This is a genomic window from Caballeronia sp. M1242 (genome assembly GCF_017220215.1).
Lineage (GTDB): Bacteria > Pseudomonadota > Gammaproteobacteria > Burkholderiales > Burkholderiaceae > Caballeronia.
Map to the genome: position 1 here is coordinate 404,652 of NZ_CP071130.1, position 13,069 is coordinate 417,720.

The following is a 13,069-nucleotide window of genomic DNA, read 5'->3' on the forward strand; positions in this document are numbered from 1 at the left end:
GGCAGACCAAAAAGGCAGCAGTATCGACGCAATCGCGCGTGCCGTCTTGTTCAACCGTGCACTGCCCAAGGCGCACATGACAGCGCCGCGCAGTCACGCCGATGTCACAGAGCTCTGCAATGCTTCGGCTCTACCGTCCTCTGTCATCCAGCCACGAGACCCTACATGACCCGCGATTCATCCCTCGCGCGCCGGCTGCTGCCCGGCGCGTGCGCATCGATTGCACTGGCTGCACTGGCTTCTTTCGCGGCGAAGCCCGCGCTGGCCGCCGACGCGGTCGTCCTGTACACCGCCGACGGCCTCGAAAATCTCTATAAGGACGTGCTGCCTGCCTTCGAAAAGAAAGAAGGCGTGAAGATCAATATCGTGACGGCGGGAAGCGGCGAAGTGGTAAACCGAGCGACCGTCGAGAAGGACTCGCCGAAGGCCGATGTCCTTGTCACGCTGCCGCCGTTCATCCAGCAGGCCGCGCAAAGCGGGCTTTTGCAAAACTATCAGAGCGTGAACTACAAAAACGTGCCGGCCATCGCGAAGGCGCCGGATGGCGCGTGGGCCACGTTCGTGAACAACTACTTCTCGTTCGCGATCAATCCGGAAGTCACGAAGACCGCGCCGAAGACGTTCGCGGACCTTCTGCATCCGAACTACGCGGGCAAGGTGGCGTATTCGAATCCGGCCACCGCCGGCGACGGCATGGCGGTCATCATCCTCACGTCCGCGCTGATGGGCGAGGACAAGGCGTTCGACTACCTGAAGTCGCTCGAACAAAGCGCCAAGTTCCACACGAAGGGCACAGGTTATCTCGACGTGCTGCTCTCGCGTAACGAAATCGCGTTCGCGAACGGCGACCTGCAAATGGATCTCGACGATGCCGCGAACGGCGGTTTGTCGATCAAGCCGCTCTTTCTCTCGCATGCCGCGGGCGAAGCGCCGACCACGTTCCAGCTTCCGTACGCCATCGGTCTCATCAAGGGCGGGCCGAATCAGGCGGAAGGCAAGAAGCTGATCGACTATCTGATGTCGGCCGACGTGCAGGCGAAAGTGCCGGACATCTACGGCATCCCGGCGCGCACCGACGTGCCGCTCGCGGGCAAGAACGGCGACACGGTCAAGCAGGCAATCTCCGGCGTCAAGCTGATTCCGGTGGACTGGAATCAAGTGATGCAGAAGAAGGCCGGCTGGAACGACCGATGGAAGAACGAAGTCATCGGCAATTCGGGCAAGCAGACCGAAGTCGTGAAGCCGAAGTCGTGAGCACGCTTGCACTGTCGCCGGTCCCGCGCGAGGAACGCTCGCTCGCCGCGACCTCCGGCGTGCGCATCGAGCGCCTGACCGTGCGCTTCGGCGCGCGCACGGTGCTGGACGACCTCACGTTCAACATCGAGCGCGGCGAGTTCCTGACCGTGCTCGGCCGAAGCGGCTGCGGCAAGACCACGCTTCTGCGCTTCATCGCGGGATTCGTCAACGCGGACGCGCTCGCGGGCACGCTCAGCATCGCCGGGCGCGATCTGACGCACGTGGCCGCGCATCGCCGCAATCTCGGCCTGCTGTTTCAGAATTACGCGCTCTTCCCGCATTTGTCCGTATTCGATAACGTCGCCTTCGGGTTGCGCGCGCGCAAGCTCAACGCGGCGGAAATCGCGCGGCGCGTCGCCGATGCACTCAAGCTCGTGCAACTCGCCGACGCTGGGCACGTGATGCCCGCGCAGCTTTCCGGCGGCATGCAGCAGCGCGTGGCGCTGGCGCGCGCGCTCGTCATCGAGCCGGACGTGCTCTTGCTCGACGAACCGCTCTCCGCGCTCGACGCGAATCTGCGCGCGTCCGTGCGCAGCGAACTGAAGGCGCTGCACGAGCGTCTGCCGAACCTGACTATCGTCTGCGTGACGCACGATCAGGACGACGCCCTCGTGCTGTCCGATCGCACGCTTCTGATGCGCGATGGCCGCATCGCGCAACTCGGCTCGCCGCGCGAGCTGTACGACGCGCCCAACGACGGCTTCGTCGCGCGCTATCTCGGCGCGGCGAATCTGCTGCCGCCGCGCGTGGTGTATCCGGTCGGCGATGCGCGTCACGACGAGCGCGAGCGTCTTGCGTGCATCCGTCCCGAGCGTTTCGCGATTGCGCCGCTCGGCGAAGGGCCGCTGCACGGCACGATTGCATCGGTGGACTGGTACGGCGCGGCGCTGTCCATTGCTGTCGCGCTCGATGCGCTGCCCGGCGAGCCCGTCCTCGTCACGATGCAGCGCGGCCACGCGCGCATGCCCGAAAAGGGCTCGCGCGTTTCTCTTCGCTTCGAGGCTGACGATGTCGTCCTTGTTCGTCCCTGACAGCGTCGCGCAAACGGCAGCGAACGCTGGCGACTTCGCCGCGCATCGGGCGGCGGCGCAGCGTCGCGAAAAGCGCGCTCAGTGGCAGTTGCTCTTTCTTCTCGTCGTGGTGCTCGGGCCGCTTGTCGTGTATCCGCTCGCGCGCCTCGTGTGGCTGAGTGCAACGGGTCCGCACGGCCTCACGTTCGATGCGTACACCGCGTTCTTCGGCAACCCGGAGACGCGCGGCGTGATCGGCACGACGTTCGGCGTTCTCTTCGCGAGCGCGTCGATTGCGTCGCTGCTGGGCGTCGCGCTGGCTTCGATGCTGTTCTTCCGGCCGTTTCCGGGCGCGAAGCTGCTCACGCGCTTTCTCGAACTCTTTGTCGCGTTCCCGTCGTTTCTCGTCGCGTTCACGCTGATCTTTCTGTATGGATCGCAGGGCGCGGTGAGCATCGGATTGAAGCGCATGTTCTCGCTGGAAGCGCCGCCGCTCGATTTCCTGTTCGGCATCGGCGGCGTGATTCTGGCGGAAGTCGTGTTCTATGCGCCGTTCGTCGTGCGTCCGACGCTCGCTTCCTACGCCACGCTCGACATGCGTCTCGTCGAAGCCGCGAAAAGCCTCGGCGCCGATGGCTGGATGGTCGCGACGAAAGTCGTGCTGCCGATCGCGTGGCCGGGCATCGCGGCGGGGACCATTCTGTGCTTTCTGCTGACGTTGAACGAATTCGGCATTCTGCTCGTGCTTGGCAGCGCGCATCTGATTACTCTGCCCATTGCGATCTATAGCGCCGCCACCGTCGATCTCGACCTGCGCGCGGCGGCGGCGGGCTCGGTCGTCATGCTGCTGATGTCGCTTTCGCTCTACGCGCTGTATCGCCGCGTCGATGCGCGCGCGAAGGGTCGCTGACATGCAGCTTTCGGCATCCTACAAACCGGTCTCGCTGTTGCGCATGATGACGATGTCTGTTGTCGCGCTCGTCTGCTTCTGGCTCTTCGTGCTGCCGGTGATCGTAGTGGCGCTGTCGAGCGTGGCGTCGCACTGGTCGGGCACGATTCTTCCTGACGGCTTCAGCACGCGCTGGTTTGCGCGGCTCGGCTCCAGCGAATTCGACGCGCTCACGACGAGTCTGACGACCGGCTTCGCCGTCGCCGTGCTCGGCACCGCGCTCGGCTTGTGGCTTGCGCTCGCGCTCGAAGGGCGCGACCGTCGCGGGCTCGGCGCGCTCGTTGATGCCGTGGCGATGGCGGGCAGCGGCGTGCCGAGCGTCGTGCTGGGGCTCGCGGTGCTGATCGCGTATCACAAGCGGCCAGTCGATTTGTCCGGGTCGGCGGCCATCGTCATTCTCGTGCAGCTCGCGCTCGTGCTGCCGTTCTGTTACCGCTGCGCCGCCGCCGCGCTGCGCCCGGAACTGACCACGTTGCGCGAAGCCGCCGCGAGTCTCGGCGCGCCGCCGCGCATGGTGTTCTCGCGCGTGGTGCTGCCGCAACTGCTGCCCGCCGTGCGCGCGAGCCTCGCGCTCGGCTTCGCGCTGTCGCTCGGCGAACTCGGCGCGACGCTCACCGTGTATCCGCCGGGCTTCGCGACCGTGCCTATCGTCGTGGTCGGGCAGGTCAATCGCGGCTACTATCTGCCCGCGTCGGCGCTGTCTTTCATTCTGCTGGCCGTTTCGCTGGCCGCGCTCTTCGTGATCGCGGGCCGCGCGCCGCGTCGTCAAGGCTAAATCGTTCGACGTCCGAAATAAAATTTACCGGGTTTTTACGCCACAAAGGCTGGAACCTTCGCGCCGCTCGTCATACCAAAAAAAATAAAACTGGCGTAACCTGCCTTTTTCGGGCGACCGCGTCCGCGCGTCTGTGCGCGAAATCAGTCGGTCATGCGAAATCCGGCCGAACTCGCGGCGCCCGTCGCTGTCGTTGCATAAGTTGAAAACACCGGAGGTTTCGATGACATCCGTCGACCTGGAATTCGACCAGCTCAATAGCACCGTCGAGGCGCTGCGGCGCTCCATCTCGAACCGCCTGATGTACGGCGTAGGCAAGGACGCGGCGACCGCGCAGCCGCGCGACTGGCTGCATGCGGCGGAACTCGCCGTGCGCGACCGGCTCGTCGCCCGCTGGATGCGCACGACGCGCCAGCAATACGAACAGGACGTGAAGCGCGTCTATTACCTGTCGATGGAGTTTCTCATCGGCCGCACCTTCACCAACGCGCTGCTCGCGCTCGGCATTCACGACGAAGTGCGCGACGCGCTCGCGAGTCTCGGCGTCGATCTGGCCACGCTGGAGGACCTCGAACCCGACGCCGCGCTCGGCAACGGCGGTCTCGGGCGGCTCGCGGCCTGCTTTCTGGATTCGATGGCGACGGTCGGCGTGCCGGGCTTCGGCTACGGCATCCGCTACGAATATGGCATGTTCCGGCAGACGATCGTGGACGGCAATCAGGTCGAAATGCCCGATTACTGGCTGCGCGCGGGCAACCCGTGGGAATTTCCGCGGCCGGAAGTGGTGTACACCGTGCATTTCGGCGGGCGGACGGTGCAGCACGACGACCGCATCGACTGGATCGACACCGAGCACGTCAACGCGATGGCCTACGACACGGTCATTCCCGGTTTCGCGACCACCGCCACGAACACGCTGCGCCTCTGGTCCGCGCGCGCGACCGACGAATTCGATCTCTCCGCGTTCAATCAGGGCGACTACCGCCGCGCGGTGGAAGCGAAGAACACGTCCGAGCACGTGTCGCGTCTTCTGTATCCCGACGATTCGACGCAGGCCGGCCGCGAATTGCGTCTGCGCCAGGAATATTTCTTCGTGTCCGCGACGATGCAGGACCTGATTCGCCGCTATCAGCGCACGCACACGCATTTCGGCCGGCTCGCGGAGAAGGTCGCCGTGCACCTGAACGACACGCATCCGGTGCTGGCCATTCCCGAACTGATGCGCCTGCTCGTCGATACGCATCGCGTGCCGTGGGACAAGGCGTGGAAGCTCGTGCAGCAGATGTTCTCGTACACGAATCACACGTTGATGCCCGAAGCGCTCGAAACGTGGGACGTGGAGATGCTCGCGCGCCTGTTGCCGCGGCATCTGGAGATCATCTTCGAGATCAACGCGCAGTTCTTGAAACAGGTCACGGAGAAGTTCGGGCGCGATGTCGAACTGATCCGCCGTATCTCGCTCGTCGATGAATTCGGCCAGCGCCGCGTGCGCATGGCGCATCTTGCCATTGTCGCGAGTCAGAAGGTGAACGGCGTCTCGAAGCTGCATTCGCAGCTGATGGTGCAGAACATCTTCTCCGACTTCGCGCGCATGTACCCGGACCGCTTCACGAACGTGACGAACGGCATCACGCCGCGACGCTGGCTCGCGCAGGCGAGCCCGTCGCTGTCGTCGCTCATCGACAAGCGCATCGGGCCGCGCTGGCGCACGGACCTCTTCGAGCTCGGACGCCTGCGTGAATGGCGCGACGATCCCGAGTTCCGCAAGGCATTTCACGACGCGAAGTTCGCCAACAAGCTGCGTCTCGTGGAACGCGCGCGGCGCGAAGCCAACGCGATCATCAATCCCGAGGCGCTGTTCGACTTGCAGGTCAAGCGCATCCACGAATACAAGCGGCAGTTGCTCAACATTCTGTACGTGATCGTGCGCTACAACCGCATTCGCGAGAATCCCGAACGCGACTGGACGCCGCGCGTGGTGATGTTCGCCGGCAAGGCGGCGTCGGCCTACAAGATGGCGAAGAACATCATCAAGCTCATCAACGAGGTCGCGCGCAAGATCAATGCGGACCCGCTCGTCGGCGACCGGCTGAAGGTGGGCTTCATTCCGAACTACGGCGTGAGCGTCGCGGAACTCATCATTCCGGCAGCGGATCTGTCACAGCAGATTTCGATGGCTGGCACCGAAGCGTCCGGCACCGGCAATATGAAGCTCGCGCTGAATGGCGCGCTGACCATCGGAACGCTTGACGGCGCCAACATCGAAATATGCGAAGCGGTCGGGCGCGAGAACATCTTCATCTTCGGCAATACGACCGACGAAATCGAATCGCTGCGCGCGGCGGGGTATCGGCCGCGGCTGATCTATGAAGAGAATCCGGAGTTGAAGCTCGCGCTCGACCAGATTCGCCTTGGGCATTTTTCGCCGGACGAGCCGCATCGCTTCTATGACATCTTCCACACGCTCGTGGACTGGGGCGATCATTACATGGTGCTCGCGGACTTCGAGAGCTTCGACAAGACGCAAACCGAGGTCGATATCAAGTTCCGGGACAAGGACGCGTGGACGAGAAGCGCCATAGAAAACGTCGCGGGAATGGGCATTTTCTCTTCGGACCGCACGATTGCCGAGTACGCGCGCGAAATCTGGCACGTGGAGCCGTTGAGCTTCGATTGACCGGCGGTAAAAGCTGGCCGCGAGCGCGCGGCCAGCGAAAAGTCACGCCTGCGGCCGCGCCGCGTGCTTCGCCACGGCCTCGCCCACGAGCGCCGCCACGCGGTCCGCGAATGCCTGATCTTTGGTGATCAGCAGTTCGCGCTCGCCATCGGGCGTCGAGACCATCAGCTGATAGATCACGTCCTGCGTGATCCACGACAGATAGCCGACCACGACGATCATGACGCCGAGCACGAGCGCCGCGCCCGTGCCGGTTGCCACGCCGGCGCCGAGCACGGCCAGCCCGATCAGCGCGATGATGATCGGCAGCGGCTTCTTGCGCTCGATCTTCACGACCCGCGCCGCGCGCAATTCGCGCAGCGGAATCATCTGTCCGGAAGCGGAAAGGCCGGCGCGCGAGAGCGTCACGCCGCGTTCGTTGAAGGGTGTATCCATAAGCGGTTCGATTCAGTATTGACGGCAAGAGACCGGGCAGATTACCAGACGTCGCGCTCGAGCGAAGAAGTCGCGAACGAGAGCGATTGTAAGTGGCCGCCCGACTCCGGCTGTCGAAATCTGACAGCCGGCGAGCTTCTTTCCGAAAGTATCGTTCGGAGCGTTTCTCCGGCATATTCATTCGGATGCCGAAACATTGTGCGCATGTTGTTGGCACTTCGTTCATGCCGCATCCGTTCGAGCCGTGATGCGCAAACATCGCTGGACTGAGCGGCGCAAAGCGCCTCTAATGATCGTGTATCCGCGCGACGAGCGGGTACGTGTGCCCGTTCCCGCATGGCATGCGGCACTTCATTTGACGCCTGCGATTGTTCAGCGCGTGATTGACTGTATTGCATGCAGTGCTCGGACGTGGTCGACGAGGACAAGGAGAAGCCATGAATGCAATGAGAGGGCGCGCGGTCAGTGCGGTCGTGATCGCCGCGCTGGCGCAGAACGTCGCGGCGCAAAGCAAGCCGATCGCATATCCGTCGAAGGGGCAGAGTCCGCAGCAACAGCAGAGCGACGACGGCGCGTGCTATAGCTGGGCCAAGAGCAACACCGGCATCGATCCCGCGACGGCGTCCACCGCGCCGCCGCCGCCCTCCGGTCCAGCAGTAGGCGGCGGCGAACGCGTGGGCGGCGCGGCGCGGGGCGCGGCGGGCGGCGCGGTGATCGGCGCCATAACGGGCGATGCAGGCAAGGGCGCGGCCATCGGCGCGGCAGCCGGCACGATGGCAGGCGGCGCGAGAGCCCGCCAGAACCGGCGCGCGCAGCAGGCGAACGCGCAGGCGCAAAGCCAGGGCGCGATGGACACTTACTACCGCGCGTGGGCCGCCTGCATGCAGGGGCGCGGCTATTCGATCCACTAGCGCCGAGACGGTTCGACGCATCCACGCGCAGCCGGGTTCGTGGGCATCGCGCCTCACGGGCCTGCGCTGCGGCCGATTCCCGCCGCGATGTCGCGGCTCACGCTCGCGAGCGCGCGGCTATGCGCGGCGACGAGCGCATCGAAGTCGGTTCCCGTCACCGGTTCGCGCACGACCGAGCGGCCGCTTAGCGCCGTATCGCCGCCGACACTGCGCACGGTCCAGTGAGCATCGATCATGACGGTTTCGCCGGGAACGGATTCGAACTGCTGGATATCGACGCGCACGCGCCACGCCTGCGAGTCCGCCACCGCGCGCGACGCCACCGCCACGCGGTCGGAGCCGAGCAACAGCGTGAGATCCCCGGCGATGGCATCGGCGATGCTGCTCTTGAGCGGCGCGCCCCAACGCGCGTATTCGTTGAGCGTGACCTGGTTGGCCGAATCGCGCGTGACGATCTGCGGACGATCGACCAGTTCCGGCACCGTTACGGGGCCGACGATCAGCGGCTGGCCCGGTTCGAAACGGGTCGTCGCGGTAAGCGACGGTTCCGCGCTCAGCCGGTAGAAGCTCGCGCGCGGCGACGCGCAGCCCGCGCAGATCGCGGCGAAAAAAGCGACGGACAAAACGACGGACACGAGAGCGGCGCGCATCACTTCTTGTCCTCCGGCTTGCCGCGCAACAGCGCTTCAGGATGCTCCTGCAGATAGTCCGCGAGACTGCGGAACGAGGCCGCCGTGCGCGTCAGTTCGCGGACCGCTTCGGCCGTGTCCTGCTGCAGGCCGGAATCGGGCATGAGCGTGGAATGCGCGGCATCGAGCGCGGCGCGGGCGGCCGCGAGCGTCGTCGCGGCTTGCGGGACGATTTGCGTGTTCAGGTTGCTCATCAGCTGGCTCGTGTTGTCGAGCGTCTGCTTCGCGCTCGCCGTGAGTTCCTCGATCGGCAACTTGTCGATGCGCGTCATGATGCGGTTGACCGAATCCTGCAACGACGCGAGACCGCTCGGCGTGGTGGGCAGAAGCGGCGGCGTGCGGTTCCAGTCGATGCTCGCCTTCTTCGCAGTCGGGAAGAAGTCGAGCGCCACGTACAGTTGTCCGGTGAGCAGACTGCCCGTTCGCAACTGCCCGCGTAAGCCGCGAGCCACGAGCAGTTCCGCGAGCGCGCGCGGGTCGCTCACCATCCGGCCGCCCTTCGCGCCACTGGCGAAACGGGAGGTGAATCGCTCCGGATAGAGCTTCACTTCGACGGGAATGCTGATCTGCCGCGTCGCCGGATCGAAGCTCGTGTAGATGGCCGATACCTCGCCGATGGTGATGCCCCGGAAATCCACCGGCGCGCCGACGGCGAGCCCGCGCACCGAGCCGTGAAAGTCGAACGCGTAGGTCTCGACGATGCGCTCCTGCACGCGCAGCGCGTCGGCGCGCGTCGGAAAAAGCGCGAACGTCGTGTTCGCGGGCGCCTCGGCCCAGTCGAGCGATGCTGCGGGCGTCTCGAACGCGAGGCCGCCGATCACCATCGAAACCAGAGACTGCGTGTTGAGCTTGAGCCCGTCGGTGCTGAGCGTGAGGTCGATGCCGCTTGCCTGCCAGAAGCGCGAATCCGCGTTCACATAGCGGTCGTAGGGCGCGTTCACGAACACGTGAAGGGTGACGCCGCTGCCGTCCTGATCCAGTTCGAACGACGTCACCTGGCCCACTTGCAGGCGACGGAAGTAGATCGGCGCGCCGACATCGATCGAGCCGAGATCGGCCGCTTTGAGGATGAATTGCCGCCCCGGAACGTCGTTCGAGAAGACGGGCGGCGTTTCGAGGCCCACGTAGTCGCGCCGCTCGCGCTTCGTGCGGCCGATGTCCATGCCGATATACGCGCCCGAGAGCAGCGTGCTGATGCCCGATACCGAGCCGCCGGCCACGCGCGGCCGCACGACCCAGAAGCGCGTGTCGTCGACGAGCATCTTGCTGGCATCGCGCGTCAGCTCCGCCGTGGCGACGACGCGCGAATAGTCCTTCGAAAGCGCCACCGACTTGACGAGCCCGATCTCCACGTCCTTGAACTTGATCTTCGTCTTGCCCGCTTCGAGCCCTTCGCCGGTTCGGAAGCTGATGGTGACGGTCGGCCCTTGTGCGAGCACGGCCTGTGCCGCGAGCCAGATGCCGATCGCCACAGCGATGGCCGGCACGATCCACACCCACGGAATGCGGAAGCGGCGTCTGGGCACGACCTCGGCGTCGGGCGTCTCGTCCGGCGTGCTCATCGTGCCTCCTTGCGCGGCGTCGCGGTGTCCCAGATGAGGCGCGGATCGAACGACATGGCGGCGAGCATGGTCAGCACGACGACCGCGCCGAACGCAATCGACGCGGGACCGGCCTCGATGGTCGCCACCGCGCTGAACTGCACGAGCGCGACGAGCACCGCGATCACGTAGATATCGAGCATCGACCAGCGGCCCACCAGTTCGACTATCCGGTAGATACGAGCGCGCTGTGCGTTGCGCTGGGTCATGCGCAGGTTGGCGCTCGCGGCGAGATAGCCGATGGCGAGAATCTTGAGCATCGGCACCGCGATGCTCGCGATGAATACGATGATCGCGAGCGGCCACGATCCCGACTGCCACAAATAGGCGACGCCGCTCAGAATCGTGTCCTTCTGCGCGCCGAAGAGCGAGCTCGTGTTCATCACCGGCAGCGTGTTGGCGGGAATGTAGAGGACCGCCGCCGCGCTCAGATAAGCCCATGTGCGCGACAGGCTTGCAGGCTTGCGCAGATGCACGCGCGCGCCGCAGCGCGGACAGCACAAGTGAGCGTGCCGGCGCGCGCCTCGCGTGCACAGGCCGCAGTCGTGACAGATGAAGATGCCGTTGGCGGCGGCGGTCGCGCCCCGTAGCGGCGTGTCGGGCGGCATGCCGGGCGGCGCGCCTTCGATGCGCGCCCACATGGCCCGCTCGTCGAATGCCGACGATGCCGCGACGAGCAGCAGCATCAACGCCGCGAGCGACCACAGCGCCGGACCCGTCACCACCGACGCGATATGCGCGAGCTTCACGACGGCGACGAGGAGGCCGAGCATCAGCACTTCGGTCATGCCCCATTCGCGCGCGACGCGCAGCAGGCGAAACACCGCATACGCGCGCCACGGCCTGCGATTCAGGTGCAGCGGCAGCAGCAGCCAGACCATGCCGAGCGCCTGCAAGCCGGGCATGAGAACCGTCGTGAAGAAGACGAGCCCGGCGAGCGGCCACATGCCGTCGCGATACAACACGCGCGCCGCGCCCATGAGCGTGGTCTGCACGAGCGAGCCGCTGACGGAAAGGCCCACGATCGGAAACGCGTTCGAGATGATCCACAGCACGCACGCCGTGAGCGCATAGGCGAGCGCGCGGTCGAATCCCTTTCGACGACGCCGGTAGAGCACGGCGCCGCATCGGCAGCAGGTCAGCGCGCCGCCGGGCGGCACCGGATTTTCCCGCTGAATGAGATCGCATTCGTGGCACGCGATCAGCGGACGAGCGCCGCGCGAGGCGGCCGACGCGGATGGCAGCGTGCTCATTGCAGCGCCTGAGCTGTCCCGGCGGGAGCGTTCGTGCCCGCGCTCGCCTGTCCGGTCATCTTGTCCGCCTCGACGACCCAGCCGCCGCCCATCACCTTGTACAGCGTGACGAAAGACGAGAGCGCGGCCGCCTGCGTCTGCGTCTGCGCGAGTTGCGCGTCGAAGAGACTGCGCTCGGCATCGAGCACTTCGATGTAGCTCGTATAGCCGCCCTCGTAGCGCGCCCGCGCAAGCCGCGCATAGGTGGCGAGCGCGGCGACCTGCCGGCCTTGCACTTCGAGCTGCGTGTGCAGTTTCTCGGAGGCGATGAGCGCGTCGTCGACTTCCTGAAAGGCGACCTGTATGGCTTTCTGATACGACAGCAGCGCAGCCCGCTGTTGCGCTTCGGCCGTCTGCACCTGACCGGAGATGTTGCCCGCCGTGAAGATGGGCTGCGTCACTGCGCCCGCGAACGACCACACGCGCGACGGCCCGGTGAAGAGCGACGAGAACTGGCCGCTCGCCGTGCCTAACAAGCCGGTGATGGAGATCTGCGGGAAATACAGCGCCCGCGCCGCGCCGATGAGCGCATTCGCCGCGACCAGGTCCTGCTCGGCTTGCAGCAGGTCGGGCCGGCGCTCGAGCAGATCGGAAGGCAGTCCCGCCGGAATCACGGGCGTAGCGAGCGCGCCGAGTTCGCGGCCGCGCACGATCGGCCGCGGGTTGTCGCCAAGAAGTATGGAGAGCGCGTCTTCCTGCTGCGCGATTTGCGTTTCCAGTTGCGGAATCGTGGCGAGCGAGGCTTCGTACTCCGACTGACTTTGCGCCAGTTCCAGTTGCGATACCTCGCCGCCTTCGAAGCGCAGCGTGAACACATGGACCGACTCCGCGCGGCTTTCGGTGGTCGCCTTCGCGATGGCAAGCTGCTGATCGAGGCTGCGCAGGTTCAGATACGACGACGCGACCGACGCCACGAGCGACAAGATCGTCGCGCGGCGGGCTTCCTCGCTCGACAGCAGGTTCGCGCGCGCCGCTTCCGTCAGCCTGCGGACGCGGCCGAAGACGTCGATCTCCCACGCCGCCGACACCGAAAGCTCGAAGCTGTTATAGACCGGTCCGACGCCCGGCAGCGTAGGCTGCGGTCCCGCCTGCGAGATGCGCTGCCGTCCCGCCGTCGCGCCTGCCGAGATCTGCGGGAAGAGCGCCGAGCGCGTCGTGACGAATTGGCCCATGAACTGTTCGACGCGCGCCGCCGCGATCTTCACGTCCTTGTTGTTCGCGAGCGCGGTGGCAATGAGGTCGTCGAGAACGGGGTCCTGAAACTGCTTCCACCATTCGGTGTTCGCGGTATCGGCGACCTCGGTGGCGGCGAAGCGAAACGTCGCGGGCGTCGGCACGGGCTCGCGCGAATAGTTCGGCCCGAGCAGGCAGCCGTTCAGCGACACGACGCCGACGATACCTGCGAGCGAAAGAAGGAGCCGGGCGCGCCGCATG

At 65.6% G+C, this 13,069-nt stretch carries 11 protein-coding genes; 6 read left to right on the forward strand and 5 right to left on the reverse strand.

Annotated elements, in window-relative coordinates; genetic code table 11:
- Positions 1–165: 165 nt before the first annotated feature.
- From phnS to JYK05_RS15350, 5 genes are all read left to right on the forward strand, one after another.
- Positions 166–1,254 carry a 2-aminoethylphosphonate ABC transporter substrate-binding protein gene (phnS, locus tag JYK05_RS15330; RefSeq protein WP_206469290.1) on the forward strand — a complete coding sequence of 363 codons (1,089 nt, stop codon included), beginning with the start codon at positions 166–168 and terminating at the stop codon, positions 1,252–1,254.
- Positions 1,251–2,327 carry a 2-aminoethylphosphonate ABC transport system ATP-binding subunit PhnT gene (gene phnT / locus JYK05_RS15335; protein WP_241269980.1) on the forward strand — a complete coding sequence of 359 codons (1,077 nt, stop codon included), beginning with the start codon at positions 1,251–1,253 and terminating at the stop codon, positions 2,325–2,327. Before phnS ends, phnT begins: the two co-directional genes overlap by 4 nt.
- A complete protein-coding gene (gene phnU / locus JYK05_RS15340) occupies positions 2,305–3,216 on the forward strand; it encodes a 2-aminoethylphosphonate ABC transporter permease subunit (RefSeq protein WP_206469292.1) in 912 nt (303 codons plus the stop codon). Before phnT ends, phnU begins: the two co-directional genes overlap by 23 nt.
- A gap of 43 nt (positions 3,217–3,259) precedes the next feature.
- Positions 3,260–4,030 carry a 2-aminoethylphosphonate ABC transport system, membrane component PhnV gene (gene phnV / locus JYK05_RS15345; RefSeq protein ID WP_241269999.1) on the forward strand — a complete coding sequence of 257 codons (771 nt, stop codon included), beginning with the start codon at positions 3,260–3,262 and terminating at the stop codon, positions 4,028–4,030.
- A 223-nt stretch (positions 4,031–4,253) separates the two neighbouring features.
- The gene (locus JYK05_RS15350; RefSeq protein ID WP_206469295.1) at positions 4,254–6,707 is read left to right on the forward strand and encodes a glycogen/starch/alpha-glucan phosphorylase; all 2,454 of its coding nucleotides are present in this window, start codon (positions 4,254–4,256) and stop codon (positions 6,705–6,707) included.
- Positions 6,708–6,749: 42 nt separating this feature from the next.
- Here the strand turns inward: JYK05_RS15350 and JYK05_RS15355 are convergent, their stop codons facing one another.
- A complete protein-coding gene (locus JYK05_RS15355; RefSeq protein WP_206469298.1) occupies positions 6,750–7,142 on the reverse strand; it encodes a DUF6232 family protein in 393 nt (130 codons plus the stop codon).
- A 446-nt stretch (positions 7,143–7,588) separates the two neighbouring features.
- Here JYK05_RS15355 and JYK05_RS15360 point away from each other — a divergent pair, with 446 nt between their 5' ends.
- Entirely contained in the window at positions 7,589–8,053 is a 465-nt protein-coding gene (locus JYK05_RS15360; RefSeq protein ID WP_241270000.1) for a YMGG-like glycine zipper-containing protein, read from the forward strand.
- Positions 8,054–8,106: 53 nt separating this feature from the next.
- On the opposite strand, the gene JYK05_RS15365 is transcribed toward JYK05_RS15360, so the two are convergent.
- Genes JYK05_RS15365 through JYK05_RS15380 form a run of 4 tightly spaced genes read right to left on the reverse strand, consistent with a single transcriptional unit; the run spans position 8,107 to position 13,068 of the window.
- Positions 8,107–8,703 carry a membrane integrity-associated transporter subunit PqiC gene (locus tag JYK05_RS15365; RefSeq protein ID WP_206469301.1) on the reverse strand — a complete coding sequence of 199 codons (597 nt, stop codon included), beginning with the start codon at positions 8,701–8,703 and terminating at the stop codon, positions 8,107–8,109.
- Positions 8,703–10,304, reverse strand: a complete 1,602-nt coding sequence (locus JYK05_RS15370) for an intermembrane transport protein PqiB (RefSeq protein ID WP_206469303.1) — start codon at positions 10,302–10,304, stop codon at positions 8,703–8,705. The genes JYK05_RS15365 and JYK05_RS15370 overlap by 1 nt, the downstream gene beginning before the upstream one ends.
- On the reverse strand, positions 10,301–11,596 hold the full coding sequence (locus tag JYK05_RS15375) for a paraquat-inducible protein A (protein ID WP_206469305.1): 1,296 nt from the start codon (positions 11,594–11,596) through the stop codon (positions 10,301–10,303). Before JYK05_RS15375 ends, JYK05_RS15370 begins: the two co-directional genes overlap by 4 nt.
- Complete coding sequence (locus JYK05_RS15380) at positions 11,593–13,068, reverse strand: efflux transporter outer membrane subunit (protein ID WP_175941106.1); 1,476 nt, start codon at positions 13,066–13,068, stop codon at positions 11,593–11,595. Before JYK05_RS15380 ends, JYK05_RS15375 begins: the two co-directional genes overlap by 4 nt.
- Between the last annotated feature and the right edge of the window lies 1 nt (position 13,069).